A 26,249-nucleotide genomic window follows, 5' to 3' on the forward strand; every position below is an offset into this window, starting at 1 on the left:
ATGTCCAGGAACGGTCCTTTCGCCCTGTTGTTTCACACCCTGGTGGTGATGTTCATGCTGGCGCCTCTGGTGGTGGTCTGCCTGGTCGCCTTCACCCCGGAGAACACCCTGAGCCTGCCCACCACGGAATTTTCCCTGCGCTGGTTCCGCGCCGTATTCGAGCGCGCGGACTTCGTCGATGCCTTCTACAACAGCCTGATCCTGGCGTTCTGTGCAGCCTCGCTGGCGACCTTGATCGCGGTGCCGGCGGCGTTGGCGATCACCCGGCTGGAGTTTCCCGGACGGGATTTTTTCAACGGTTTGTTTCTTTCGCCGATCATCATTCCGCACCTGGTGCTGGGCGTGGCGCTGCTGCGGTTGTTCGCACTGATGGGCGTGAACGGCAGCTTCGCCTGGTTGATCTTCGCCCATGTGTTGGTGATCACGCCGTATGTGTTGCGCCTGGTGCTGGCCTCCGCCATCGGCTTGGATCGTAGCGCCGAACAGGCGGCGCAATCGCTGGGGGCCGGACGTTTCACGCTGTTCAGGGAAATCACTTTGCCGATGATCCTGCCGGGCGTGGCTGGCGGTTGGCTGCTGGCGTTCATCAACAGTTTCGATGAGGTCACGCTGTCGATCTTCGTCACCTCGCCGGCCACGCAAACCCTGCCGGTGCGCATGTACGTCTACGCCACCGAATCCATCGACCCGATGATGGCGGCGGTGTCGGCGCTGGTCATCGGGCTCACCGCGCTGACCATGATTCTGCTCGACCGGGTCTACGGCCTGGACCGGGTCCTGGTAGGCAAACAATGAGGGCACCATGGCGCTGCTGAAACGACTGGCCGAAGGCGACCGCCCGGCCCTGGACTTCACCCTTGACGGCGAACCGGCCAGCGGCCTGCTCGGCGATACCGTGTTGACCGCCGTGCTAACCAGCAGCGAACACCTGCGCGGCAGTGATTTCAGCGCCGAGCCCCGGGCCGGTTTCTGCCTGATGGGCGCCTGCCAGGATTGCTGGGTCCGATTGGGCGACGGCCGCCGCGTGCGCGCCTGTTCGACCCTGCTCGAAGCCGGCCAGCAGATCAGCCGCGAACCGGGACGCCAGCTATGAAATCCATCGCCATCATCGGCGCCGGCCCTGCCGGTATCCGTGCCGCGCAGACGCTGGTTGGCCACGGCATCTACCCGATCCTGCTCGACGAAGCCGCACGCGGCGGCGGGCAGATTTACCGGCGCCAGCCGGCCCACTTCAAGCGCTCGCCGGCCAAGCTCTACGGCTTCGAAGCGCGCAAGGCCAGCGCCATTCACCAAGCCGTGGATGAATTGCGCGAACGGATCGACTACCGCCCCGACACCTTGGTGTGGAATGCCGAGGCCGGACAGCTGGACACCTTGCACGCTGGCCGGGCCGCTCGCCTGGCGTACACCAGCGTGATCGTCGCAACGGGCGCCACCGACAGGATCCTGCCGGTCCCTGGCTGGACCCTGCCGGGAGTGTACAGCCTGGGCGCGGCGCAGATCGCCCTGAAATTCCAGGGCTGCGCCATCGGTGAGCGCATCGTGTTCGCGGGCAGTGGACCGTTGCTGTATCTGGTGGCTTACCAATATGCCAAGGCCGGCGCGAACGTGGTCGCGGTACTCGACAGCTCCCCGTTCAACGCCCAGGCCCGCGCCCTGCCCGGCCTGCTCGCTCAACCGACGACCCTGGCCAAGGGGATTTACTACCGCGCCTGGCTGACGGCCCATGGCGTCTCTGTGCACCAAGGCGCGAGCCTTTCGCGCATCGACGGCGAACGTCGAGTGCAGTCGTTGCAATGGCAAAACAAAAAAGGCCAGCACGTACTCGATTGCGATGCGGTCGCCTTCGCCCATGGCTTGCGCAGCGAAACCCAACTGGCCGATCTGCTGGGCTGCGAATTTTCCTGGAGCCCGCTCAATCGCGCCTGGCTGCCGCAACGCGACAGCGCGGGTCGCAGCAGCGCGGCGGGAGTTTACCTGGCCGGCGACGGCGCCGGCATCATGGGCGCCGACGCCGCAGAGATGGCGGGCGAACGAGCGGCCCTGGCGTTGCTCGAAGACCTCGGTTACCGGATCGACCCGCAACGTTGCGGGCAATTGGAACAATCCCTCGAACGCATCGGCCATTTCCGGCAAGGCCTGGAGCGCGCGTTTGCCTTTCCCGAGGACTGGGCAAGCGGTGCCGCCGACGATCTGATGATCTGCCGCTGCGAAGAAGTCAGCGTTGGCGACATTCGTCGGGTCGTCGGCGAAGGCCATTGGGAGATCAACCGGGTCAAGGCCCATTGCCGGGTCGGCATGGGCCGTTGCCAGGGACGGATGTGCGGTGCCGCAGCAGCGGAAATCATCGCTTGTGAAAGTGCGCGCACTGTCGATCAGATCGGTCGCCTGCGCGCGCAGGCACCGATCAAGCCCGTGCCGTTTGGCCTGGAGGTCGAGCCATGATCGAAGTGGACGTGATGATCGTCGGCGGTGGCATCGTCGGCGCCTCGGCGGCACTGTTCCTGAGCAAGGCCGGACGTCGCGTGGCGCTGCTGGAGCGGGATTTCTGTGGCGCGCATTCGAGTGGCGTCAACTACGGCGGCGTGCGACGTCAGGGCCGGCCATTGTCGCAGCTGCCGCTGTCGCAACGCGCCCATGAAATCTGGGGCCAATTGCCACAACTGATTGGCATCGACGGTGAGTATCAGCGCAGCGGCCATCTGAAGCTCGCCCGCAGCCTCGATGACCTGCGGGCATTGCACGACTATGCCGCCAGCAGCCAGGGCTTCGGCCTTGATTTGCAGTTGCTGGATCGCGACGAACTGCGCAGGCGTTTTCCCTGGGTCGGCAGCGTCGCGGTCGGCGCCTCCCTGTGCCCTGGCGACGGCCACGCCAATCCACGCCTGGTGTCGCCGGCGTTTGCCCAGGCCGCCCGCCGGCATGGCGCACAGGTTCACGAACAATGCCCGGTCAGCAGCGTTACGCACGACGGCCAGCGCTTTGCCGTGCGGACCGAAACCGGCCTTGAACTGCGCGCGCCGTGGCTGCTGAACTGCGCCGGGGCCTGGGCGAGCCGGTTCGCCGCGCAGTTTGGCGAAGCGGTACCGATGCACGCCGGTCATCCGGCGATGCTGGTCACCGAACCGCTGCCCTTGGTGATGGACGCCAGCACCGGCGTCGAGGGCGGCGGCATCTATGCGCGTCAGGTCGCCCGTGGCAATTGCGTACTGGGCGGGGGTCAGGGTTTCGCCTTGGACGATGCTCGTGCCCGCCCCGGCCAGAACGCCGTCGTCGAGATCCTGCGCCAAGCCGTCGAGCTCTATCCGTTCCTCAAAGGCGCCCAGGCGATCCGCACCTGGAGCGGCACCGAAGGTTATCTACCCGATCGCCAACCGGTGATCGGTCCCAGCAGCACCCAACCCGGTCTGTTGCACGCGTTCGGCTTTGCCGGCGCGGGTTTCCAGATCGGCCCGGCGGTGGGCCAGGCGCTCGCCGAGATCATCTGCAGCGGCGCCTCAACCACGCCGCTGGATGCGTTTTCCATCACCCGGTTTCACTCCATCTCCGTTGCTTGATAGAGGAAGGTCGCGCCAATGAATAACGTCAAACGCAGTGCACTGTTCGGTTTCTGCTCGCTGGGTTCCGCTTGCCTGGGCGCCCTGCTCCCGGTCACCCAGGCGTTGGCCGAGCCGACGCTCTACCTGGGCATGAACGGCGGCACCATGGAGCGGCTGTATGCCGACAAGGTCTTGCCGGCTTTCGAGAAGGCCAACAATGTCAAAGTGGTGATCGTGCCCGGCACCTCTGCGGACATCCTGGCAAAAGTCCAGGCGAGCAAAGGCAATCCGCAGATGCACGTGATGTTCCTCGACGACGGCATCATGTACCGCGCCATCGCCATGGGCCTGTGCGACAAGCTGGAAGACAGCCCGCCCCTGGCGCAGATTCCGGCCAAGGGGCGTATCAAGGATCAGGCCGTTGCGGTAAGCCTCGGGGTCACCGGGCTGGCCTACAACACGCGGCTGTTCAAGGAAAAAGGCTGGAGCGCGCCGACTTCATGGATGGATTTGGCCGACCCGCGCTTCAAGGACAAAGTGGTGTTCCAATCCATGGCTTCGTCCACCTTCGGCCTGCACGGGTTCCTGATGTTCAACCGGATCCAGGGCGGCAGCGAAACCGACGTCGAGCCAGGCTTCAAGGCTTGGCCGAACACGATCGGACGCAATGTGCTGGAGTACATCCCCAGCTCGGCGAAAATTTCCGAAATGCTGCAAACGGACGAAGCGGCGCTGTTCCCGCTGACGCCGACCCAAGTGACCGCGTTGAAACTCAAGGGCATGCCGGTGGAGTACGCGCAACCGAAGGAAGGCGCGGTGGTGCTGAACGTCGCCGAGTGCGCCGTTGCGAAAAACAGCGAACCTGAATTGGCGCAGAAGCTCGCCGCTTTCCTGCTGACGCCCGAAGCCCAGGCCATCGCCCTTGAAGAAGGTGACCAGATCCCCTCCAACCCCAACACCCCGACCACCGAAAAGACCGGTGGCCAGGTGCAAGCAATGAAGCAATACCTGGAAACCGCGATCGCGGTGGATTGGGATCAGGTCAACGAACAGCGTCCGGCCTGGAATGCCCGGTGGAACCGTAGCATCGAGCGCTAGGCCTGAACGGTATTCAGCGGAACTGTGGCGAGGGGATTTATCCCCTCGCCACAGGGTTTCATCCGGGGCTGATAGTTGGTTAACTGTCAAGCCACGGGCGCAGCGCCCGCCTTGATCAACAGCGACCCCACCCATGCACACCCTCACCCAACTGCGCACCGGCCAACTGTCGGGCATCACCCGGCTGAAGCTGTCCTGCGGACTGACCGACTTTCCCCAGGAAATTTTCGACCTGGCAGACTCGCTCGAGATCCTCGACCTGAGCGGCAACCAGCTCGATACGCTGCCCGACGATCTGCATCGACTCACGCGCCTGCGCATCCTGTTCTGTTCGGACAACCGCTTCACCGAACTGCCCGAATGCCTGGGGCGCTGTAGCGCATTGACCATGATCGGCTTCAAGGCCAATCGCATCGAACGCGCGGCCGGCGCCGCCTTGCCGCCCCTGCTGCGCTGGCTGATCTTGACCGACAACTGCATCAGCCGACTGCCGGATGAGCTGGGCCACCGTCCGCACTTGCAAAAGTTGATGCTGGCGGGCAATCGCCTTCGCCAATTGCCCGGGAGCCTGGCCCAGTGTCAGCGCCTCGAACTGCTGCGCATCGCCGCCAATCAACTGGACGAACTGCCGTCGTGGCTGCTGCGGATGCCCAGCCTCAGTTGGCTGGCCTACGCCGGCAATCCACTGGAAGCCCAAGCCGAGGCTGCCGCACTTCATGGCGCCACGCCTGTCGATTGGTCGCAACTGAGCTTGCAAGCTTTATTGGGCGAAGGGGCTTCAGGCGTGATTCATCAAGCGCTGTGGCAACCGCCCGGCCAAGTCGCGCGAAACGTCGCCGTCAAGTTGTACAAGGGTCAGATGACCAGCGACGGCTCCCCGTTGCATGAAATGCACGCCTGCATCACAGCCGGTCACCATCCTAACCTGATCGGGGTGCTGGGCCAGATCGACGGCCATCCCGAGCAACAGGCTGGGCTGGTGATGACGCTGGTCGGCCCCGATTACTACAACCTGGCCGGACTACCGAGCCTGACGTCCTGTACCCGCGACGTGTATGACGATGAGCTGCGGCTGCACGCCGGTGTGGCGTTGCGCATCGCCCGGGGCATTGCATCGGCGGCGGCGCACCTGCATCGCCAGGGCATTACCCACGGTGATCTGTACGGGCACAATATCCTTTGCAATGACCAGGGCGACTGCCTGCTCGGAGACTTCGGCGCGGCGTCTTTCCATGCCACCACGGACACCGTACAGACCCGTGCACTGCAGCGCATCGAGGTGCGGGCCTTCGGGATTTTGCTGGGGGAGTTGCTGGCGCGGATCGAACCGGCGCTCAGTGCTGAGGAGCTGGCGACGTTGCAGGATCTGCAGGCGCGCTGCTGTCAGCCGGAGGTGCTGGAACGGCCGGGGTTCGATGAGATTGAAGGCTTACTGCGCGAACGTGACGAGGGAGCAAACTCCCTCGCCAGAGGAAATCGCGGGTAATGCTTAGCCGGCCAAGCCGACAAACATGTCCTGCACATCGTCATGGTTATCGAGGCCTTCAAGGAAGGCTTCGACTTCGGCCATCTGCTCGTCGGTCAGGCCGCTGACCGGGTTCTTCGGCTGATAGCCCAGTTTGGCCGACAACACCGTGAAGCCCTGCTCCGGCAATGCCTTTTGCACAGCATCGAGGTCGGCAGGTTCAGTGATGAACAACGTTGCGCCATCTTCGCCCGGCTCGAAATCCTGGGCACCGGCCTCGATGGCGGCCATTTCCGGATCGGCGTCGGGGCTGTCCGGGGCGGCCTCGATCATGCCGACGTGGTTGAAGTCCCAGGCGACCGAACCCGACGCGCCGAGCTGTCCCTTACGGAACGCAACGCGAATCTCCGCGACGGTACGGTTGATGTTGTCGGTCACGCACTCGACGATCAGCGGCACCTGATGGGGCGCGAACCCCTCGTAGGTAACGCGATGGTACTGCACGGTTTCGCCGAGCTGGCCGGAGCCTTTCTTGATCGCACGCTCCAGGGTCTCGCGGGGCATCGAGGCTTTTTTCGCCTGTTCGACCACCAATCGCAGGTGCGCATTGGTCGCGACGTCAGCGCCGTTGCGCGCGGCAATGGTGATCTCCTTCACCAATTTGCCGAAGATCTTGCCCTTGGCGTTGGCAGCCGCTTCTTTGTGTTTAACCTTCCACTGTGCGCCCATTACTCACTCTCTTGTCTGACGCGCCGAGACATCTGCCGGCCGGCGCTGTGGCGCAAGTTTATACGGCCTATACCGGCTGATCGACCAAAAAATCGCTCCCGTCGCAGCCAGTCTTGAATCGACATTTTCCCGTTGTGCTGTAGGGCGTTTCTGAAACAGCGATTCGGGGACAGCGTTGCACGCTGGGGTTTCGTACCCTTTGCACCTCTCTCTCAGCAAGTATGGGCTGCAATGCGCAACGATACGGAATACCCCTTCAGCCTGACGATCATCGAAAGCGATATGCGCCTGCAAGTCCTCAGGCTCAACGGCCGGGAGGCCTTGAATCAGCCGTACCGCTTCGACCTCGACCTGATTGGCCTGGTGCCGCCGATCAGCCCCGACGCGTTGCTCGGACAAGTGGCCTTCCTGCGCCTGAGTGAAGCGTCAGGGGTCCACGGAATCGTGCACAGCGTCAGCCTGGCCGCTGACACGGCACACCAGGTCGACTACCGCTTGACACTGGTTCCCTACCTCCAGCAACTGGACCAGGGCCCGCGGCGTCGGGTTTTCCATCGGCTCAGTGTCGTACAGATTTTGCAGCGTCTGCTAGAGGAAAATGCGGTGCCTTCCCACAGCTATCGTTTTGAGCTGCCGCACGGGCGTTACCCGAGTCGCCCATTCTGTATTCAATATGAGGAAAGCGATCTGACGCTTTTACAGCGGTTGTGCGAGGAAGAAGGCATCCATTATCACTTCGAACACAACGCCCGGGGACATGTCGCGGTATTTGCCGAGGACGCCATAAGCTTCCCGGCGCAGGCGGTTGAGCTGGTCATGCGCCCGGATGCGGACCGGCGCGCGACGCTCAAGCAGCTATACCAACGGCATCGCTCGATAACCGCAGGCCCTCCCGCCGGATTCCGTGACCGAGCACCTGCCGAATCCGCCCCGCACACTGCCCTCGCCACAGGCGCGGCCGGCGAAGGGATACGTGAAGATCCGGCGCAGCTTCATCGTTTTCAGGCCGGTGGCCGCAGCCTTGAGCGGTTGCGCTATCGACACGGCGAGATACACGGCCATTCCATCGAGCCGGCGCTGCGCAGCGGTCATATCGCACAGATTTGCAATCACCCGATATCGGCCTTCAATGACCAATGGTTGATTGTCGAGGTCCAGCATCGCGGACGACAGTTTTCCATTCTTGAAACGAACCTGCCGGCCACGCCGCCCGAGCGGAACTACCGCAACCGGTTTTCCGCCATACCCTGGTCCGCTGTGTTCCGGCCACCCCTGAAGCACCCGAGGCCGCGCATACCCGGTTATCACGTCGCCTACGTGCTCGGCCCGGCCGGCCAGCCGGCCTGGCCCGATGAGCATGGCCAGGTCGAGGTGTGTCTCTGGAGTCCGGCCGAAGAAGCAATCACCTTGCCAGTGTCGTGGCAGGCGCCTGACGAGCGTTCCCGGTTGATCGCCGGCAGTGAAGTATTGGTCAGTTTTCTCGAGGGCGATCCCGACCGGCCAGTACTGTGCCCGGCAATGTCCAGTTCGGGACTGAACAGCGATGGCTCATCCCCGGCGCCCCCGTCGGAGCCAGGCGGCAAAGAGGTGGGCTTGCTGTTCGACTGGCTCATGAACCCACCGGACGCCTCGCCTTGAGGCGCTATCAGATCCCGGCAAGCGTGCTGTCGCCGCTTCGACCGCATTGCCGCAACTGGCCATGAACGGATTGTAAATTCATGGACGCGAGTTGACCTGGCTCATGCAAACCCAGCGAAACGGGCTTACAGTGAATGCATGACGCTGCCCAGACAGCGCTTTACCCTGATGGCTGGAGATACTCGCATGCCCTGGAAAAATTCCGAGAACCGCTACAGCACCGTCACGGTCACATTGCACTGGTTGATGCTGGTGCTGCTGGCCGTGGTTTATGCCTGCATCGAGTTCCGCGGTATTTTCCCCAAGGGCAGTGGCGGTCGAACCCTGATCAAGGAAGCGCACTTCATGCTCGGCCTGACTGTGTTTGCGCTGGTCTGGCTACGCCTTTTCGCTCGAAGCATGGGCAAGGCGCCGGCGATTTTTCCGGCTTCGCCTGGGTGGCAAACTTTCCTGGCGCGCCTGATGCACTGGGCGTTGTACCTGTTGATGATCGCCATGCCGCTGCTGGGCTGGCTGATCACCAGCGCCGAAGGGCACCAGGTGATGTTCTACGGCTTCGATCTGCCGCTGCTGATCGATCAGGACAAGGATTTCGCCAAGCAGCTGGAAGGCTGGCATGTGCTGGGCGGCACCATTGGTTATTGGCTGATTGGCCTGCACGCAGTGGCGGGGTTGTATCACCACTATGTGGTGCGCGATAACACGCTGCTGCGGATGATGCCCAAGCGCGGTTGACGACCGGTCACGCAAGTCCCCGGCGGCCTTGCAGGCCGCCGGTATGAACGAAGATCAAGCGGGTGCCGGGTGCAAACATCCCGGCCTCGACCCGAGCCTTGAGCAACATCAACGCCTTGCCGGTGTACAACGGCTCCAGCTCGATAACATGGGTGGTTTCGATGAAGGCTATGAGGTCGGCATCCACCCGGGCAAATCCGCCCCGGCTGCCATCGAGCAGTTCATACAGCGGATCGGCAAGCCCCGCTGCCTCGACGATTTTTTCGACCTGCGGCTTCACCCCATGGTCTTCGGGCACTGCCAGGACACCATAGACGGGACGCTTGCCAGCTTCAGCCAGCACCAGGCCCGCCAGCGACGTTCCGGTGCCGCAGGGCAACCACCAACCGTGGTAATCGTCCCAACCCAACCCTTTCAACTGAGCGCTGACGCTGGTCGCCCACGTCATGCAGCCTTTGGCGCCAGGCAACCCAGAGCCCCCTTCGGGTATCGGCCATAACCTCGGATATTGCGCCTGCCAGGGCGCCCAGAAATCCGGATCATGCCGTCTTCGGTATCCTTCGTATCCCAACCAATGCAGCGTCATGCCGAACGCTTTCAGGTCGAGCACCGTTGGCGTGTCCTGGGGATGGCCGCGCAGCAGTCCAACGGTCGCAAAACCGAAGCGCTCGCCCGCCGCGGCCAGTGCATGCAAGTGATTGGAGTAAGCGCCGCCCAGGCTCATGACGCCTTCGGCACCGGCCTCTTGGGCAGCGCGCAAATGATCAAGCAGCTTGAACCACTTGTTGCCGCTGACCAGCGAATCGATCTGGTCCAGGCGCAACACCGCCACCTCGACATTGGCACGGGCGAGCCAGTCCAAGTGAAGGGGTTCGAGGCGCGGTTCAGGTTGCCAATCAAGGGCGGGGAGAAACATCGCAGCAGGCCGAGGGGGAACAGGCCAGCATCTTAGCAGCTCGATTCAGACACCTGCGGGAGCGAAGCTGTTCGCTACCGCAGGAACCATCAGGTCCGAGCGCTACAGCTGCGCCGCCAACCGCGAACCCTGGTTGATCGCACGCTTGGCGTCCAGCTCCGCCGCCACGTCGGCACCGCCGATGAGATGGACGCTCTGCCCAGCTGCTTCCAGGCCTTCCTGCAATTCGCGCAGCGGATCCTGGCCGGCGCAGATCACGATGTTGTCCACCGCCAGTACTTGCGGCTCACCCGTTTCGCCAATGCGGATATGCAAGCCCTCGTCGTCAATCTTCAGGTACTCGACGCTGTTAAGCATTTGCACCTGCTTGTTTTTCAAGCCCGTGCGGTGAATCCAGCCGGTGGTCTTGCCCAGGCCGTCGCCGACCTTGGAGGTCTTGCGCTGCAGCAGGAATACCTGGCGCGCCGGTGCGTGGGGTTCGGCCTTGATCCCAGCGACACCGCCACGCGCCTCGAGCTGGGTATCGATCCCCCACTCCTTCCAGAACGCTTCACGGTCCTGGCTGGTGGCGACGCCCTGGTGAACGAGAAACTCCGACACGTCAAAACCGATCCCGCCGGCCCCGATCACCGCGACGCTGCGGCCTACCGGCTTGCGCTCCAGAATCACGTCCAGGTAGCTCAACACCTTGGCATGCTCCACACCCGCAATAGCCGGTGTACGCGGCGCGATACCGGTGGCCAGGATGATCTCGTCGAAACCGCCGGCCAACAGTTGCGCTACATCGACGCGGGTATCGAGGCACAGCTCAACATGGGTGGTCTGCAACTTGCGCTTGAAGTAGCGCAGGGTTTCAAAGAATTCTTCCTTGCCCGGCACGCGCTTGGCGATGTTGAACTGACCGCCGATTTCGCTGGCCGAATCGAACAGCGTCACTTGGTGCCCACGCTCGGCCGCCACGGTGGCCGCCGACAACCCCGCGGGACCAGCGCCGACCACGGCGATTTTCTTCACCTGGGTCACCGGCAGGTAATTGAGTTCGGTTTCATGGCACGCCCGCGGATTCACCAGGCAGCTGGTGAGCTTGCCGCCGAATGTATGGTCCAGGCAGGCCTGGTTGCAACCGATGCAGGTGTTGATTTCATCGCTGCGACCGGCAGCGGCCTTGTTGACGAACTCCGGGTCGGCAAGGAAGGGTCGTGCCATGGACACCATGTCGGCGTCGCCTTCGGCCAGGATCCGCTCGGCGACTTCGGGCGTATTGATACGGTTGGTGGTGATCAGTGGAATGCCTACTGAGCCACGCAGCTTGGCCGTGACCTTACTGAACGCCGCCCGCGGCACCTTGGTGGCGATGGTCGGGATACGCGCTTCATGCCAACCGATACCGGTGTTGATGATCGTCGCACCGGCCGCTTCGATGGCCTTGGCCAACTGGACAATTTCGTCCCAGGTGCTGCCCCCTTCCACCAGATCGAGCATCGACAGGCGGAAGATAATGATGAAGTTCGGGCCCACCGCCTCGCGCACCCGGCGGACGATCTCCACCGGCAGGCGCATGCGGTTCTCGTAGCTGCCGCCCCAACGGTCGGTTCGATGGTTGGTGTGAGCGGCGAGGAATTGGTTAATGAAATAGCCTTCCGAGCCCATGATCTCGACACCGTCGTATTCGGCCTTCTGGGCCAGGACCGAGCAGGTGACGAAATCGCGAATTTGTTTTTCGATGCCCTCCTCGTCCAGTTCCTTGGGCTTGAACGGATTGATCGGTGCCTGGATCGCGCTCGGAGCCACCTGCTTGGGGCTGTAGGCATAGCGACCCGCATGGAGAATCTGCATGCAGATCTTGCCGCCGGCCTCGTGCACGGCCCGGGTCACGATCTGGTGCTTGAGCGCCTCGTCTTCCGTGGTCAGCTTGGCCGCGCCGGAGTAGACACCGCCCTCGTCATTCGGCCCGATCCCACCCGTGACCATCAGGCCCACGCCGCCCCGGGCGCGCTCGGCAAAATACGCTGCCATGCGTTCGAAGCCGCCGGGCTTCTCTTCCAGGCCGGTGTGCATCGAACCCATCAGGGTACGGTTGCGCAGCGTGGTGAAACCCAGGTCCAGCGGGGCCAGCAGGTGCGGGTAATGAGAGGCGGTCATCGGTAGCTCCACAACGGGCGATCACGGGAATAAAGCGCAAGCTCTGCGGCTTGCGTCTGTCATGGCCCACAGCGTAAGAGTCCGGCTGCGGCGGCTCAATGACCGTAACTGACAACTTAATGATCCAAACGTGCAGGAGGCTGATCAGCTGTGCGTGACTCTCAGCCGGATGAGCCAGTCCTATCAACGCTGGACCAGGTGCTCAAACCAAAAATAACCCTAATAACATGGTCGCCCTCGCATGCATCCCCAACGAAAAATGCTGCACAACGAGTTGCACGCCCGCCCGTCGTTGTATTTTGACGAGCCGGCCCACGTCTTCCACCTGGCGTTTCTGGGCGACAACACCCAGTGCAACTCTCTGCTCGAGCGACTTTGCCCTGATACCGTCGCCGCGCAAGCCGCGCAAGGCATCACTCGCCTGGAAGGACACCCGCTCAAGTGGGAGCGCCACGCCGAGTTCTTCACCCTGACCCTGGTCGTTCCCGCCAGCAGCAACGAGCTGCAATGGACGACGCTGCCTGAAAGCCTTGCCCGGGGTATCGAGGGCCACGCCCAGCATCTCATCAATGCCGTTCAGGTGGTGGTGCGCGCAGAAGCCGGTCTCGACCTGCCCAGCTACGGCTTCAAGGACCCTTGCGGCTCGTGTGTGGGCGGCGGCGATGCGGTGGTCTGGAGCGATTTTCGCCTGACCGAGGACGGCACCAATCGCCTGTTGTTCATCAATCGACGGCTCAACGCTTATCGCCAGGGGCGCATGATCCGGCGCCTGCTGGAAATCGAGACCTATCGCATGATGGCGTCCTTGTCGCTCGATATCGCCAAGGCGCTGGACCCGCAACTGAACGAATTCGATCGCACCCTGGTGAGCCTTTCCGAGCGCAACGCCAATGCCAGTGGCGTACATGCCAAGGCCCTGCTGGAGGACATCGCCCTGCTGTCGCGCCAAGTCGTCGGCAGCACGGTCAGGAATCGCCACCGATTCAGCGCGACCCGAGCCTACGCACAACTGGTGTTCGAGCGCCTGGGGGAGTTGCGCGAAAGTCACCTGGGGGATTGCCAGCGGCTGGGTGTGTTCATCGAACGACGCTTCAAACCCACGGTGCGTTATTGCGCAGCCACCGAACAGCGCCTCGAACAACTGGCCATGAGCGTCGCGAACCTGGGCGACCTGCTGCAAGCCCGCGTGCAAGTCGAGATGGAAGACCAGAACGCCGAGATCCTGCGCAGCCTCAACGCCCGCGCCGATGCCCAGATCAAGATCCAGCGCGCGGTGGAAGGCCTGTCGATCATTGCCATCACCTACTACCTGATCAACCTGTTCAAGTTGATCTATAGCGGATTGCACACCTTGGGCGCCAACCTCTCGGCCCGTGAGGCGCTGCTGGGCATGACGCCACCGGTGCTGTTGATCCTGCTGTTCATTCTGATCCGGATCAGGAAGGCCAAAAACCACTAGGGTGCCCTGCCAGCGCAAAGGTGTCCGAGGTTTCCCCGGACACCCTTGCGTCTATTTGCGTTACTTACAAATCAGGGCCCGCCCTTCGCTAATCCCTTGTTTTACCGTACCCTGCCCCGTAGCTCCTGACGAAAATCACCAACCTGCACACGGCCGCTGACTGTTCCCCCATGCGCAAATTTCTGTACCTGCTGTTTTCACTGGCCTTGATTGCCGCCCTGGTCACCTACGCACTGTGGACGACCGATCGTCCGGCGGGTCATTACCTGTCTGACCTTCGGATAAACCTGGCGGTCGACCAGGGCACGCCGGCGGATCGAGGCAATCTGCTGGGCATCCAGCCTGAACTGTTTCCCACCGACTACCAAAGCCCGGAACGCCTGCATCGCAAGTTGGCGGCCTATCTGCAGACGGCTCGCGACCAAGGGTTTCTCAACGACAAGACCATCGTGGTCCTGCCAGAGCACATCGGCACCTGGCTAATGGTCAGCGGTGAGAAAGACGAGGTGTACCAAGCCACCACGTTCAAGCAAGCCATGCATTGGCTGGCCGTCAGCAATCCGCTGGCTTTCATCCAAGCATTGGCCGGCGCCAAAGGCGATAGCCGCCTGGACGACGCCTACCTGCGCATGAAAGCAGCCACCATGGCTCATGATTACCAGGCGCTGTTCGGCGGGCTGGCCAAGGAATTCGGCGTGACCCTGGTGGCCGGTTCCATCGTGCTGCCCGAACCCAGCGTCAGCGAAGGCGAACTGAAGATCGGTCGCGGCGCGCTCTACAACAGCAGCCTGGTGTTCGGTCGCGATGGTCGGCCGATCGGCCAACCGCAGCGCCAACGACACCCGGTGTTTGACCAGCAGGAGGTGCTTGAGGCCGAGCACTCGGACGCGAGCCGAGTGATCGAGACCCCCGCGGGTCGCCTGGGCATACTGATCGGCAGCGACAGTTGGTACCCGCTTCATTATCGGCAGCTCAACGAACAGGGCGCGCAATTGATCGCCGTGCCCGCTTTTGTCATGGGTCGCGACACGTGGGACAAGCCATGGAGCGGCTATAAAGGCCTGTCCACTCCGGACGAAGTGAGCCTCAAGCCCGGCGAATTGACTGAAGGCCAAGCCTGGCTTCGCCTGACATTGACCAGCCAGTTGCCTATCAGCCAGGCGCGGGGCGGCGTCAGCGTGTTCTTGCGCGGGCAATTCTGGGACAACGGCAGCGCCGGCCAGAGCTTCATCAGCCACAACGGCGAGCAATTCTCCGATGGCCAATCCCGTGGCGCCCGCCTGCTGAACCTCTGGTTGTGAACATGAAGCTGCAACCGATGCGCCTGGGTGACCTGTCCGTAGGCTTCGTCCACAGCCTCGCTGACGCAGTGGCCAGCCACGGACAGGATCCCCAGCCATTGCTCGAACAATACGGCCTCGATGCGGCACGCCTGGCCGAGCCCGGGGCTCGCCTGTCGATTCCGCGCTACATGCGCCTGGGCCACGCTGCGATCCAATTGACCGAAGATCCCGCCCTGGGATTGCGCATGGGTCAGTTCAGCCGCTTGAGCCAAGCCGGGCTGGCCGGCGTCACCGCGGCCCAGGCGCCGAATGTACGCGAAGCCGCGCGCTGCATGATCCGTTTCGAGCCGCTGTACGGGTCCAACTATCGTGGGCAGTCGAGTTTCCATGAGGACACCCGAGGCGCGTGGCTGCGGTTCTATTCCATCAGCCCGTATAACGCCTACAACCGCTTCGTCGTCGATTCCATTATCGCTGGCTGGCTCCAGCAATTGTCCAGCGTGAGCAATGTCGCGCTGCCCGCCGAACACATCGATATCGAGTTCCAGGAACCTGCCTATGCGCAGGCCTATCGGGTCTTGGGCGATTGCCACATCCAGTTCGGTGCCGAGCAGAACCAACTGCGCCTTGGCCTGGAAAGCCTCGCCCAGCGCAATCCACAACATTGCCCAAGCACCTGGCGGCACCTGATCCAATTATGTGAACGGGAGCTGGAGCAACTGACTCGCACCCGCACCCTGCGCGAGCGCATCATCCAGTTGCTTGGGCCGCTACTCAGCGGCGGACGGGAGCCGGGTCTTGAAGAAGTGGCGACACGCCTGAAGCTGCCGACCTGGACGTTGCGTCGCAAACTGGCTGAAGAAGGTACGCAATTCAGGGCGATCCTCAACGACACCCGCCGAGACCTCGCCATGACGTACATTCGCGACACGGAACTGGCATTCGGGGAAATCGCCTACTTGCTCGGGTTCGCCTCGGCCGAAGCGTTTCAACGCGCCTTCAAGCGCTGGAACCACCAGACGCCTGGAGAGTTTCGCCGCAGTCGCAAGGGAGCGTGAGCTGCGCAGCGTGCCGTACGGTCTGCAATTAACCTGCGCGCCTACAGCTCCGTCGCATCTTCGGCGGGCTCCAATGGGTCCAGCTCATACGCCTGATATTCCAGCAGCTCTTCCTGATAATCGTCCATTACATATCCTTCCCATAAATGTTGAAACCGAGGGTTTAATGGCCTCGAATCAGCATAAAGCTGCTTTATGAACAAAACATGAAGCCGAGGCTTCATGAATTAAACGTAGCACAGCGTTGGGAAATTAATGGATGAAGTGTGGCAAGGGATTACAACCCCGCCACCACAACTCAGGACGCCGGAAGTGGCTGGATTGGCTCGGAGGGAGGCGGCAAGGAACTGGCCGGTGGCGGAGTGACGGTTTCCGTCGACGAAGGCGCGTAGGACTCCGGCTCGCCAGGGGCGATCGGCGCAGGCTCGACTGGCGGCGTGACCGGCTCCGACACGGCAGGAGCGGGCTCCAGAGGCGCCGGCGCAACTTCTTGGACCGGTGCCAAAGGTACTGGCGCAAGCGCCGGTTGAGGGGCCTGTAGCGCGGCCGGCTCAGGAGCGGGCATCGCCGCGGCCGGTTCGGCCTTTGATTCCGGAACGCCCAGCTCGGTCTTGGGTTTTTCGAGGTTCTCGGTGGGCTTCTTCGTTTCCTTCGCTTCCGGAGGCAGGAACGCCTCCACCAGCGTAAAGAAACGCTCATAGAACTTGTCCGCCGACACCGTTTCGCTGGCGACCTTGACCATCGAATCGTCCGAGGAGCCAATCGGCATCGACACCGATCCCAGTACACCCACGCCCAAGCTGGCGGAGTTGTTGGTTTTCTTCAGGGCGTAGCGGTCCTGCAAGGCGTTGGCGAACAGGGTCGCCCGATGCCCTGGACCGCCGTCTTCGGCGCAGACCAGGTTGAAGCTGATCTCCATATGGGTATCGCCGGTTTGCTGGAAGCTCTTGTGGCCGCTGACCAGTTTAGGGTCGCTGCTGGTGATGATGTAGCCCTGGCTGAGCAGCGCACGACGTCCTGCTTCACAGGTCGCCACATCAGTCACTGAATAAGTACGCGAAAACGTGCCCGAATCATCGAAGTTTTCATGCTCGTAGATGGCGGCTTTCTTGGAGGAACAACCGGCGGCAACCGCCAGCAGCAAGGCCAGCCCAACGGTGCGCATGTGAAATGATCTGAACATTGAACATCCTGAGGAAAACAATCCGGGGCGTATTGTGCAATAGAACGCTGCCGGGCAGCGTAGGTATCTCGCCCCAAAGGGATTACAAGTCTACGGGGGGTTTGCTGCGGGAAAAAGACTCAATCTCGATGAATCGATGAACATCCCTGTGGTGGCAATACACAGATACAAAAAGACCCCGGCCTTTCGGTCGGGGTCTGGTGGGCAATGCATCAAGAACGTCAGAAACGCTTGATGTCCGCCTGGTTTTCCAACTGCTTGCGATAGGCCGCGAAGTCTTGCTGGCCGACGCGTGAAGCGAGGTAGCGGCGATATTCGGCCTTTTCTTCCTCGGTCGGTGCCGCAGCTTCGTTCACACCGTTCAAGCGCAGGACCGTCAGGCTGCCGTCAGGCAGCGTCACGCTGGCGAACGTCGGCTTGCCCTTCGCTTCGGGCTTGGGCATGCGGAACACCGCCTGCAGCACGGCAGGATCAATGCCTTCCTGGCTACGGGTGGCCGCTTCGACGGCTTTCCAGCTCTGGCCATTGATCGGTTTGTCCAGTGCAGTCTTGCCATCGCGCAGGCTGGCAATCAGCTCATCGGCCTGGGTCTTGGAAGCCGAGCTGGCATGTTCCTTGGTCAACTGGGCGCGAATAGGCCCGGCGACTTTGTCCAGCGGCAGTTGCTCAGGCTTGCGGTGCTCCTTGGCACGCAGCACCACGACGGTCTCCGGATCCAGCTCGATGGCGGTGCTGTTGGCACCCTCCTCCAGCACTTCCGGGCTGAACGCAGCGGTGACCACGGCACGGTTAGCCGCAATCCCTTCACCGCCCTCACGACCGAACGGCGCCGACGTGTGAACGGTCAGCTTCAAGTCCTGGGCCGGCTGTGCCAAGTCGGAAGCCTCGAACGAGGCATCTTCCAGCTGTTTGGTCGCCTCGACAAAACGCTGCTCCACTTGCTGGGTCTTCAGGTCGCGGGTCAGCTTGTCCTTCAGGCTCGCAAAGCTCGGGACCTCAGGTGCTTCGACTCCCAGCAGCTTGATCAGGTGCAGGCCGAAATCGGTGCGTACCGGTGCCGATACCTGATCCTTGTTCAAGGCATACAGCGCCTTTTCGAACTCCGGATCGTAAACGCCCGGACCGGCAAAGCCCAGGTCGCCACCGTTGTTGGCTGAGCCCGGATCCTGGGAGAACTCCTTCGCCAAGGCTTCAAACGACTCGCCCTTGGCCAGTCGAGCCTGGATTTCGTCGATCTTCGCCTTGGCCTGGGCCTCGGTGACCTTGTCGTTCACTTCGATCAGGATGTGCGCAGCCCGACGCTGTTCGGACAGGTTGGCGATTTCTTTCTGATAGGCCGCTTGCAGCTCCTCGTCCTTGACGGTGACTTGGTCGAAGAAAGAGGCTTTTTTCAGCTCTACGTAATCGATGACCACCTGATCAGGCGTCATGAACTCCTTGGCATGCTGGTCGTAGTAGGCCTTGACCTCATCATCGGTCACCTTCACAGCCGATGGGTCCGCCTTGATGGATAGCGTCGCAAAGTCGCGGGTCTGCTTCTCCAACCGGGCAAATGCCAACACCTGGGCATCAGTGACAAAGCCACTGCCAGCCAGGCCGGCGCGCAGTTGGCCGATCAGCATTTCCTGCGTCAGCATCTGACGGAACTGCAAACGACCGTAACCCAACTGACGGATCACCTGGTCGAAACGCTCAGGGCTGAATTTGCCGTCGACCTGGAACTCAGGCGTCTGCAGGATCACTTGGTCCAGCGCGGCTTCGGAGAAAGTGAATTTAGCGTCATGTGCGCCTTGCAACAGCAGCTTGCGATCGATCAGGCCCTTGAGGGCCGAGTCGCGCAGCATTTTCTCGTCCAGCAAGGAAGCGTCGAAATCCTTGCCCAGCTGTTGCATGAGCTGACGGCGTTGCATATCTACCGCTTGGGTCAGCTCGTTCTGGCTGATTTCTTCGCCATTGACCTTGGCCGCGTCATTGCTGCTGGTGGTGGCTTGAAAAATGGCTTCGAAACCGGTCAACGCCATCAATGCGACGATGATCCCGATGATGGTCTTGGCAATCCAGCCTTGTGAATTGTCCCTGATATTCTGCAGCATGCGTCCCCCAGAAACGGTTGAACTTCAAATTTAGGCAACCGTGGAGCGTGGGTAGAATCCGGATAGAAGAAAGGCGCATCCGAGGATGCGCCTTCTCGTAACTGGCGGAGCGGACCGGGCTCGAACCCGCGAGCCCTGGCGTGACAGCCCGGTAGTTACCGGACGCATTACCGCTCCGCTGCCAAGCCAGGCATGACCCCGACCCGGATAAACTCAGTGAAACCTTAGTTAACGGCTTCTTTCAGTGCTTTACCAGCTTTGAAGCCTGGCTTTTTGGCAGCAGCGATCTGCAGCGTCTTGCCGGTCTGCGGGTTGCGACCAACACGAGCTGGACGATCGGTAACGGAGAACGTACCGAAACCAACCAGAACAACAGAGTCGCCAGCCTTGAGAGCGCCAGTGACGGATTCGATTACAGCGTCCAGCGCACGGCCAGCAGCAGCTTTCGGGATATCAGCGGATGCAGCGATAGCATCAATCAGTTCCGACTTGTTCACTCTAAGTCCCCTTATATCTATTTTGAGATGATTCTAAGTTTTTTTGGTGAAAGCAAAAACGAGTGCTGAATGGCCTGCAGACACTTAAGAGCCGCTTTATAACAAGGGCTCTAAAAAACTGTCAAGGAAGCCCCCCAGGCAAATGCGTATTAATGCGTGCTAATTCTTTCCTTAGAGTCAGACTCTCGCTTTTCTTCCTTCGCGACAATCTCCGGAGCCACATCCGGCAAGGGCTCCGGCGCGTATTGCAGCGCAATTTGCAGGACCTCGTCAATCCATTTAACCGGTTTGATCTGAAGATCCTGCTTGATGTTGTCAGGAATTTCCTTCAGATCACGGACATTCTCTTCTGGAATGATCACGATCTTGATCCCGCCACGGTGAGCCGCCAGCAGTTTTTCCTTCAGACCGCCGATCGCCAACACCTGTCCGCGCAAGGTGATTTCGCCTGTCATGGCAACATCCGCACGCACCGGAATACCAGTCAACGCAGAAACCAGGGCGGTGCACATACCCACGCCAGCACTCGGTCCGTCCTTGGGTGTCGCCCCCTCTGGCATATGGATGTGGGTATCGCGTTTCTCGTGGAAATCCAAGGGGATGCCCAGGCTACGCGCGCGGCTGCGGACAACCGTCAACGCCGCGGTGATCGATTCCACCATCACATCACCGAGCGAACCGGTCTTGATCAATTGCCCTTTGCCCGGTACCACAGCGGCTTCGATGGTGAGCAATTCGCCGCCAACTTGCGTCCACGCCAGGCCTGTTACCTGACCGATCTGATCCTGCTGCTCGGCCAGGCCGTAGCGGAATTTACGCACGCCAAGGAAGTGCTCCAGCAAGTCCGCCGTCACCTTGACCGCGAAGCGTTTTTCCAGCGCATGTTCCTTCACCGCCTTGCGGCAGACCTTGGCGATTTGTCGCTCCAGGCCACGCACACCGGCTTCGCGGGTGTAGTAACGAATGATGTCGCGAATCGCTTCCTCGTCGAATTCCAACTCGCCCTTCTTCAAGCCGTTGGCCTGGATCTGCTTGGGCGAAAGGTATTTGACGGCAATGTTGATCTTCTCGTCTTCGGTATAGCCAGGAAGACGAATCACCTCCATCCGGTCCAGCAGCGCTGGCGGGATATTCATGGAGTTGGAGGTGCAGAGGAACATCACATCCGACAAGTCGTAGTCGACTTCCAGATAGTGGTCGTTGAAATTGTGATTCTGCTCAGGATCGAGCACTTCCAGCAACGCAGATGCGGGATCGCCGCGCATATCGCTGCCCATCTTGTCGATTTCATCCAAAAGGAACAATGGGTTGCGCACGCCAACCTTTGTCATCTTTTGAATCAATCTTCCCGGCATAGACCCGATGTAGGTGCGGCGATGACCACGGATTTCGGCTTCGTCGCGCACGCCACCGAGGGCCATGCGAACGAATTTACGGTTGGTTGCGTGGGCAATTGATTCCGCCAAGGAGGTTTTACCCACCCCCGGAGGACCGACCAGGCAAAGAACCGGACCACGAATTTTCTTCACGCGCTTCTGCACGGCGAGGTATTCAAGGATGCGTTCCTTGACCTCTTCCAGGCCGTAATGGTCGGCATCCAGGATGTCTTCGGCACGCGCCAGATCGAGGCGCACCTTGCTCTGGGCTTTCCACGGCACCTGGACCAGCCAGTCGATGTAGGAGCGCACCACGGTGGCCTCGGCTGACATCGGCGACATTTGCTTGAGCTTGTTCAGCTCGGCCTGGGCCTTGGCAAGGGCATCCTTCGGCAGGCCAGCGGCATCGATGCGCTTTTTCAGCTCTTCGATCTCGTTGTGACCTTCATCGCCATCGCCGAGCTCTTTCTGAATCGCCTTCATCTGCTCGTTCAGGTAGTACTCGCGCTGGCTGCGCTCCATCTGCTTCTTGACCCGACCGCGAATGCGCTTCTCGACCTGCAACAGGTCGATCTCACCGTCGAGTAGCGCCAGTACGTGCTCGACGCGCGCCGACAGGTCGATGATTTCGAGGATTTCCTGTTTCTGCTCGATCTTGAGGGCCATGTGGGCCGCCATCGTATCGACCAGGCGTCCGGGTTCATCGATGCTGTTAAGCGACGACAGCACCTCGGCAGGCACCTTCTTGCCCAACTGCACGTACTGTTCGAACTGCGACAGCAGGCTGCGGACAAACACCTCGGATTCACGCTCCGGCGCATCGACTTCATCGATCAACGAGACTTCGGCACGGCAATGACCGTCCACTTCGCTGAAACGCTCGACCGAACCACGCTGCTCGCCCTCAACCAGCACCTTGACGGTGCCGTCAGGGAGCTTGAGCAGTTGCAGGACCGTTGCAATCGTACCTACGCGATAAAGTGCCTCTTCACCGGGATCGTCGTCGGCAGGATTTCTCTGAGCGATCAGAAGAATCTGCTTATCACCCGTCATCGCGGCCTCAAGGGCTTCGATGGACTTCTCGCGCCCCACGAACAGCGGGATAACCATGTGCGGATACACCACGACATCGCGCAATGGCAGGAGAGGCAATTCGATGGTTGTCTTCATGATTTCGCCTCTACGGCGGCCATAAGGCCGTAAACAGATGGAAGTAAGCTTGAAACCAAGATGGGGGCAGCCTTTAAAAAAAACAAGCGCTAAGACACGTCTAAAACGCGCTAATAGCAAAGGGGCCCGAAGGCCCCTTCTTTATTTCGGCACCTGGACGCTTAGGCGTCCGGTGCAGCCTTGGCAGCCGGCTCACTGTTTTCGTAGATATACAGCGGCTTGGACTTGCCTTCTATGACGCTTTCGTCGATCACGACTTTACTCACCTCGGACTGCGAGGGGATTTCGTACATCGTGTCGAGCAGTACGCCTTCCAGAATCGAGCGCAACCCACGGGCACCGGTCTTACGCTCCAGGGCTCGCTTGGCGACGGATTTCAGCGCGTCGGAACGGAACTCCAGGTCTACACCTTCCATTTCGAACAGCTTGGCATACTGCTTGGTCAGGGCGTTTTTCGGCTCGGTCAGAATCTGCATCAATGCCGCTTCATCCAACTCATCCAGCGTCGCCAGGACCGGCAGACGACCGACGAATTCCGGGATCAGACCGAACTTGACCAAATCGTCAGGCTCGACTTCACGCAGGGATTCACCCACCTTCTTGCCCTCTTCCTTGCTGCGCACTTCGGCGTTGAAACCAATGCCGCCGCGCGTAGAACGATTCTGGATGACCTTTTCGAGGCCAGAGAACGCACCACCGCAGATGAACAGGATGTTACGGGTATCGACCTGCAGGAATTCCTGCTGCGGATGCTTGCGACCACCTTGGGGTGGAACGGAAGCGACCGTGCCTTCGATCAACTTGAGCAAGGCCTGTTGCACGCCCTCGCCGGAAACATCCCGGGTGATGGACGGGTTATCGGACTTGCGGGAAATCTTGTCGATTTCATCGATGTAGACAATGCCCATCTGGGCCTTTTCCACATCGTAGTCGCATTTCTGCAACAGCTTCTGAATGATGTTCTCGACGTCCTCACCCACGTAACCCGCCTCGGTGAGGGTGGTTGCGTCGGCGATGGTGAACGGAACGTTCAGCAAGCGCGCCAGGGTTTCGGCAAGCAGGGTCTTACCCGAGCCTGTCGGGCCGATCAGCAGGATGTTGCTCTTGCCGAGTTCGACGTCGTCGTTCTTTTTGTCACGCTGGTTAAGGCGCTTGTAGTGGTTGTACACCGCTACGGCCAGTACCTTTTTCGCGCGTTCCTGACCAATTACATACTGGTCGAGGATGCCGCTGATTTCTTTGGGCGAAGGCAACTTATGCGCGCTGCTTTCGGCCTGGGCTTCCTGCACCTCCTCGCGGATGATGTCATTGCACAGGTCGACGCACTCGTCGCAAATGAAGACCGAGGGGCCGGCAATCAATTTGCGTACTTCATGCTGGCTTTTGCCACAGAAGGAGCAATAAAGCAGTTTGCCGTTGTCCTCGCCGTTGCGGGTGTCAGTCATTCGATCGATCCAAATCCGATAGGCTTGCAACACAAGATGAAGGCAATTGCGGGCTTTTTCAAGCCCGCAGGTGATCGGACCTGCCGATCAACCTCATTTTGAGCTGCTTATTTTAAGCGGGGCGCTGGCTGATCACTTCATCGATCAGGCCATATTCACGTGCGGCTTCAGCGCTCATGAAATTGTCGCGATTGGTATCGCGCTCGATTTCTTCAAGCGTGCGCCCGCTGTGCTTGGCCATCAAGGTGTTGAGGCGCTCGCGAATGAAGAGGATTTCCTTGGCATGGATTTCGATATCCGATGCCTGGCCCTGGAAACCGCCCAACGGTTGGTGAATCATCACGCGGGAGTTCGGCAGGCAATAACGCTTGCCATGAGCGCCGGCGGTCAGCAAAAACGCGCCCATGCTGCACGCCTGACCGATACAGGTCGTCGAAACGTTAGGCTTGATGAACTGCATGGTGTCGTAGATCGACATACCCGCCGTCACCGAACCGCCTGGGGAGTTGATATAGAGATGGATGTCTTTGTCCGGGTTTTCGGCTTCAAGGAACAACAGCTGCGCGCAGATCAGGTTGGCCATGTAATCCTCTACCGGCCCCACCAAAAAGATCACTCGTTCCTTGAGCAGACGCGAATAGATGTCATAGGCACGTTCGCCACGGGCGGACTGCTCGATAACCATCGGGACCAGGCCGCCAGCGGCTTGGATGTCAGAGCTCTGCTGATAAAAAGAATTGCGGGACATGTCTCGCAGTCACTCCCAAATAGTTATGTCTTGAATACGCATAAGCCAGCGCGAAGGCTGGCTTATGGTGTGTGTTTCTTACTGCAGAACCATCAATCGGCTTGTGGAGCTTCCACCGGCTTGACCGCTTCTTCGTAAGAGACCGCTTTGTCGGTCACGCTAGCTTTCTGCAGAACAGTATCCACAACTTGTTCTTCCAGCACAACCGAACGGACTTCGTTCAGCTGCTGCTCGTTCTTGTAGTACCAGGACACCACTTGCTCAGGCTCTTGATAGGCCGAAGCCATTTCCTGGATCAGCTCGCGAACGCGCGCTTCGTCGGGCTTGAGTTCGAACTGCTTGACCACTTCGGCGACGATCAGGCCCAGCACGACGCGGCGCTTGGCTTGTTCTTCGAACAGCTCGGCCGGCAGTTGGTCAGGCTTGATGTTGCCACCGAACTGCTGAACGGCCTGTACGCGCAGACGGTTCACTTCGTTGTCCAGCAGAGCCTTTGGCACTTCGATCGGGTTGGAGGCCAGCAGACCATCCATGACCTGGTTCTTGATCTTCGACTTGATGGCCTGGCGCAGTTCACGCTCCATGTTCTTGCGAACTTCGGCGCGGAAACCTTCCAGACCGGTTTCCTTGATACCGAACTGGGCGAAGAATTCTTCGTTCAGCTCAGGCAGCTTCGGCTCGGAAACACTGTTGACGGTCACGGTGAACTCGGCGGCCTTGCCGGCCAGGTCCAGGTTCTGGTAGTCCTCTGGGAAGGTCAGGTTCAGCACGCGTTCTTCACCGGCCTTGGCGCCAACCAGGCCATCTTCGAAACCAGGAATCATGCGACCGGAGCCCAGCACCAGCTGGGTAGCCTTGGCGGAACCGCCAGCGAACACTTCACCGTCGACCTTGCCGACGAAATCGATGTTCAACTGGTCTTCGTTCTGGGCGGCACGATCGGTCGCCTCGAAACGGGTGTTCTGCTTGCGCAGGATGTCGAGCATCTTGTCCAGGTCGGCGTCCGAAACGTCAGCGCTCAGGCGCTCGACAGCAATGGACTCAAAACCGGCAACAGTGAACTCCGGGAACACTTCGAACGTGGCGACGAACTCGAGGTCCTTGCCTTTTTCCAGCACTTTAGGCTCGACGGAAGGAGCGCCAGCCGGATTCAGCTTTTGCTCGACGACAGCTTCGTAGAACGAAGACTGGATCACGTCGCCCACGGCTTCCTGGCGCGCATCAGCTTCGTAGCGCTGGCGGATTACGCTCATTGGCACTTTGCCTGGGCGGAAACCTGGGATTTTGGCCTTTTGGGCAGTCTGCTGCAGACGCTTGTTGACCTGAGTCTCGATGCGCTCAGCCGGCACGGTGATGCTCATGCGGCGCTCAAGAGCAGAAGTATTTTCAACAGAAACTTGCATGGATATTCCTCGTTGCACAGACGTTGGCCGGGCGTTTCCGACCCCAGAATCAAGGGCATGCATTCTAGTAGGTCAAACTCAAGAAGTCACCCTACTGAAAACGCGCAGGAAACAGGCGCCGAATTTAGAAGCGGGACAATGCGTCATGCCCCGCCCGGTTTGCAAATACAGTCGGTCATTGCCAGGGCTCTGGGTAGCACTTCTATATATAGAAGCACCGTTTCCCTTCTACCCCGGCATACGGCTCGCGCTGGAAGACCGACGGAAAGTCG

General features: G+C 60.6%; 21 protein-coding genes. 11 read left to right on the forward strand and 10 right to left on the reverse strand.

Going from position 1 to position 26,249, the window contains the following annotated elements:
* The 6 genes from HU762_RS10670 (at position 1) to HU762_RS10695 (ending at position 6,123) form a co-directional block, all read left to right on the forward strand.
* Positions 1 to 795, forward strand: a complete 795-nt coding sequence (locus tag HU762_RS10670) for an ABC transporter permease (protein WP_186636349.1) — start codon at positions 1 to 3, stop codon at positions 793 to 795.
* A 7-nt stretch (positions 796 to 802) separates the two neighbouring features.
* Positions 803 to 1,093 carry a (2Fe-2S)-binding protein gene (locus HU762_RS10675; protein WP_186636352.1) on the forward strand — a complete coding sequence of 97 codons (291 nt, stop codon included), beginning with the start codon at positions 803 to 805 and terminating at the stop codon, positions 1,091 to 1,093.
* Positions 1,090 to 2,445 carry an FAD/NAD(P)-binding oxidoreductase gene (locus HU762_RS10680; protein ID WP_186636355.1) on the forward strand — a complete coding sequence of 452 codons (1,356 nt, stop codon included), beginning with the start codon at positions 1,090 to 1,092 and terminating at the stop codon, positions 2,443 to 2,445. Before HU762_RS10675 ends, HU762_RS10680 begins: the two co-directional genes overlap by 4 nt.
* Positions 2,442 to 3,557 carry an FAD-dependent oxidoreductase gene (locus tag HU762_RS10685; protein WP_186636358.1) on the forward strand — a complete coding sequence of 372 codons (1,116 nt, stop codon included), beginning with the start codon at positions 2,442 to 2,444 and terminating at the stop codon, positions 3,555 to 3,557. Before HU762_RS10680 ends, HU762_RS10685 begins: the two co-directional genes overlap by 4 nt.
* Before the next feature lie 18 nt (positions 3,558 to 3,575).
* Positions 3,576 to 4,637 (forward strand): ABC transporter substrate-binding protein, encoded by a 1,062-nt coding sequence (locus HU762_RS10690; RefSeq protein ID WP_186636361.1) that lies wholly within the window; start codon positions 3,576 to 3,578, stop codon positions 4,635 to 4,637.
* A 133-nt stretch (positions 4,638 to 4,770) separates the two neighbouring features.
* A complete protein-coding gene (locus HU762_RS10695) occupies positions 4,771 to 6,123 on the forward strand; it encodes a leucine-rich repeat-containing protein kinase family protein (protein ID WP_186636364.1) in 1,353 nt (450 codons plus the stop codon).
* Positions 6,124 to 6,126: 3 nt separating this feature from the next.
* Here the strand turns inward: HU762_RS10695 and HU762_RS10700 are convergent, their stop codons facing one another.
* Positions 6,127 to 6,831 (reverse strand): YebC/PmpR family DNA-binding transcriptional regulator, encoded by a 705-nt coding sequence (locus HU762_RS10700; protein ID WP_030140051.1) that lies wholly within the window; start codon positions 6,829 to 6,831, stop codon positions 6,127 to 6,129.
* 231 nt (positions 6,832 to 7,062) lie between these two features.
* On the opposite strand from HU762_RS10700, the gene tssI reads away from it, so the two are divergent.
* Positions 7,063 to 8,469, forward strand: coding sequence for a type VI secretion system tip protein TssI/VgrG (tssI, locus tag HU762_RS10705; protein ID WP_186636367.1), 1,407 nt, complete (start codon positions 7,063 to 7,065; stop codon positions 8,467 to 8,469).
* Between the two features lie 186 nt (positions 8,470 to 8,655).
* Positions 8,656 to 9,204: a cytochrome b gene (locus tag HU762_RS10710; protein ID WP_186636370.1), complete on the forward strand. Its 549-nt coding sequence runs from the start codon at positions 8,656 to 8,658 to the stop codon at positions 9,202 to 9,204.
* A gap of 7 nt (positions 9,205 to 9,211) precedes the next feature.
* On the opposite strand, the gene HU762_RS10715 is transcribed toward HU762_RS10710, so the two are convergent.
* Both HU762_RS10715 and HU762_RS10720 read right to left on the reverse strand, forming a co-directional pair.
* Positions 9,212 to 10,120 (reverse strand): 1-aminocyclopropane-1-carboxylate deaminase, encoded by a 909-nt coding sequence (locus tag HU762_RS10715; protein WP_186636374.1) that lies wholly within the window; start codon positions 10,118 to 10,120, stop codon positions 9,212 to 9,214.
* A 102-nt stretch (positions 10,121 to 10,222) separates the two neighbouring features.
* A complete protein-coding gene (locus HU762_RS10720; RefSeq protein ID WP_186636379.1) occupies positions 10,223 to 12,262 on the reverse strand; it encodes an NADPH-dependent 2,4-dienoyl-CoA reductase in 2,040 nt (679 codons plus the stop codon).
* 241 nt (positions 12,263 to 12,503) lie between these two features.
* Between HU762_RS10720 and HU762_RS10725 the strand changes: the two genes are divergently transcribed.
* The 3 genes from HU762_RS10725 to HU762_RS10735 all read left to right on the forward strand — a co-directional run bounded on the left by HU762_RS10725 (position 12,504) and on the right by HU762_RS10735 (position 16,062).
* Positions 12,504 to 13,721, forward strand: a complete 1,218-nt coding sequence (locus HU762_RS10725; protein WP_186636382.1) for a DUF3422 domain-containing protein — start codon at positions 12,504 to 12,506, stop codon at positions 13,719 to 13,721.
* A 170-nt stretch (positions 13,722 to 13,891) separates the two neighbouring features.
* The gene (locus HU762_RS10730; protein WP_186636385.1) at positions 13,892 to 15,022 is read left to right on the forward strand and encodes a nitrilase-related carbon-nitrogen hydrolase; all 1,131 of its coding nucleotides are present in this window, start codon (positions 13,892 to 13,894) and stop codon (positions 15,020 to 15,022) included.
* A gap of 2 nt (positions 15,023 to 15,024) precedes the next feature.
* On the forward strand, positions 15,025 to 16,062 hold the full coding sequence (locus HU762_RS10735; protein ID WP_186636388.1) for an AraC family transcriptional regulator: 1,038 nt from the start codon (positions 15,025 to 15,027) through the stop codon (positions 16,060 to 16,062).
* Between the two features lie 298 nt (positions 16,063 to 16,360).
* On the opposite strand, the gene HU762_RS10740 is transcribed toward HU762_RS10735, so the two are convergent.
* The 7 genes from HU762_RS10740 to tig form a co-directional block, all read right to left on the reverse strand.
* Entirely contained in the window at positions 16,361 to 17,245 is an 885-nt protein-coding gene (locus tag HU762_RS10740) for a DUF2242 domain-containing protein (RefSeq protein ID WP_186636391.1), read from the reverse strand.
* A gap of 221 nt (positions 17,246 to 17,466) precedes the next feature.
* Positions 17,467 to 19,338, reverse strand: a complete 1,872-nt coding sequence (locus HU762_RS10745; RefSeq protein WP_186636394.1) for a SurA N-terminal domain-containing protein — start codon at positions 19,336 to 19,338, stop codon at positions 17,467 to 17,469.
* A 224-nt stretch (positions 19,339 to 19,562) separates the two neighbouring features.
* Positions 19,563 to 19,835 carry an HU family DNA-binding protein gene (locus tag HU762_RS10750; protein WP_008077714.1) on the reverse strand — a complete coding sequence of 91 codons (273 nt, stop codon included), beginning with the start codon at positions 19,833 to 19,835 and terminating at the stop codon, positions 19,563 to 19,565.
* A 149-nt stretch (positions 19,836 to 19,984) separates the two neighbouring features.
* Positions 19,985 to 22,381 carry an endopeptidase La gene (gene lon, locus HU762_RS10755; protein WP_186636424.1) on the reverse strand — a complete coding sequence of 799 codons (2,397 nt, stop codon included), beginning with the start codon at positions 22,379 to 22,381 and terminating at the stop codon, positions 19,985 to 19,987.
* A gap of 161 nt (positions 22,382 to 22,542) precedes the next feature.
* Positions 22,543 to 23,826, reverse strand: coding sequence for an ATP-dependent Clp protease ATP-binding subunit ClpX (gene clpX / locus HU762_RS10760; RefSeq protein ID WP_003183176.1), 1,284 nt, complete (start codon positions 23,824 to 23,826; stop codon positions 22,543 to 22,545).
* A 112-nt stretch (positions 23,827 to 23,938) separates the two neighbouring features.
* On the reverse strand, positions 23,939 to 24,574 hold the full coding sequence (clpP, locus tag HU762_RS10765) for an ATP-dependent Clp endopeptidase proteolytic subunit ClpP (protein WP_186609760.1): 636 nt from the start codon (positions 24,572 to 24,574) through the stop codon (positions 23,939 to 23,941).
* Between the two features lie 92 nt (positions 24,575 to 24,666).
* Complete coding sequence (tig, locus tag HU762_RS10770) at positions 24,667 to 25,977, reverse strand: trigger factor (protein ID WP_186636426.1); 1,311 nt, start codon at positions 25,975 to 25,977, stop codon at positions 24,667 to 24,669.
* Positions 25,978 to 26,249 lie beyond the last annotated feature (272 nt).

This window comes from Pseudomonas sp. SWRI92, from assembly GCF_014268685.1.
GTDB classification, from domain to species: Bacteria; Pseudomonadota; Gammaproteobacteria; order Pseudomonadales; family Pseudomonadaceae; genus Aquipseudomonas; species Aquipseudomonas marvdashtae.

Excerpts from the sequence above, each read along its gene's own strand:
- tig (WP_186636426.1), bottom strand. The coding sequence starts at position 25,977 with ATGCAAGTTTCTGTTGAAAATACTTCTGCTCTTGAGCGCCGCATGAGC.
- tssI (WP_186636367.1), top strand. The coding sequence starts at position 7,063 with ATGCGCAACGATACGGAATACCCCTTCAGCCTGACGATCATCGAAAGC.
- clpX (WP_003183176.1), bottom strand. The coding sequence starts at position 23,826 with ATGACTGACACCCGCAACGGCGAGGACAACGGCAAACTGCTTTATTGC.
- HU762_RS10710 (WP_186636370.1), top strand. The coding sequence starts at position 8,656 with ATGCCCTGGAAAAATTCCGAGAACCGCTACAGCACCGTCACGGTCACA.
- HU762_RS10700 (WP_030140051.1), bottom strand. The coding sequence starts at position 6,831 with ATGGGCGCACAGTGGAAGGTTAAACACAAAGAAGCGGCTGCCAACGCC.
- clpP (WP_186609760.1), bottom strand. The coding sequence starts at position 24,574 with ATGTCCCGCAATTCTTTTTATCAGCAGAGCTCTGACATCCAAGCCGCT.
- HU762_RS10725 (WP_186636382.1), top strand. The coding sequence starts at position 12,504 with ATGCATCCCCAACGAAAAATGCTGCACAACGAGTTGCACGCCCGCCCG.
- HU762_RS10695 (WP_186636364.1), top strand. The coding sequence starts at position 4,771 with ATGCACACCCTCACCCAACTGCGCACCGGCCAACTGTCGGGCATCACC.
- HU762_RS10740 (WP_186636391.1), bottom strand. The coding sequence starts at position 17,245 with ATGTTCAGATCATTTCACATGCGCACCGTTGGGCTGGCCTTGCTGCTG.
- HU762_RS10730 (WP_186636385.1), top strand. The coding sequence starts at position 13,892 with ATGCGCAAATTTCTGTACCTGCTGTTTTCACTGGCCTTGATTGCCGCC.
- HU762_RS10745 (WP_186636394.1), bottom strand. The coding sequence starts at position 19,338 with ATGCTGCAGAATATCAGGGACAATTCACAAGGCTGGATTGCCAAGACC.
- HU762_RS10685 (WP_186636358.1), top strand. The coding sequence starts at position 2,442 with ATGATCGAAGTGGACGTGATGATCGTCGGCGGTGGCATCGTCGGCGCC.
- lon (WP_186636424.1), bottom strand. The coding sequence starts at position 22,381 with ATGAAGACAACCATCGAATTGCCTCTCCTGCCATTGCGCGATGTCGTG.
- HU762_RS10690 (WP_186636361.1), top strand. The coding sequence starts at position 3,576 with ATGAATAACGTCAAACGCAGTGCACTGTTCGGTTTCTGCTCGCTGGGT.
- HU762_RS10720 (WP_186636379.1), bottom strand. The coding sequence starts at position 12,262 with ATGACCGCCTCTCATTACCCGCACCTGCTGGCCCCGCTGGACCTGGGT.
- HU762_RS10675 (WP_186636352.1), top strand. The coding sequence starts at position 803 with ATGGCGCTGCTGAAACGACTGGCCGAAGGCGACCGCCCGGCCCTGGAC.
- HU762_RS10735 (WP_186636388.1), top strand. The coding sequence starts at position 15,025 with ATGAAGCTGCAACCGATGCGCCTGGGTGACCTGTCCGTAGGCTTCGTC.
- HU762_RS10670 (WP_186636349.1), top strand. The coding sequence starts at position 1 with ATGTCCAGGAACGGTCCTTTCGCCCTGTTGTTTCACACCCTGGTGGTG.
- HU762_RS10680 (WP_186636355.1), top strand. The coding sequence starts at position 1,090 with ATGAAATCCATCGCCATCATCGGCGCCGGCCCTGCCGGTATCCGTGCC.
- HU762_RS10715 (WP_186636374.1), bottom strand. The coding sequence starts at position 10,120 with ATGTTTCTCCCCGCCCTTGATTGGCAACCTGAACCGCGCCTCGAACCC.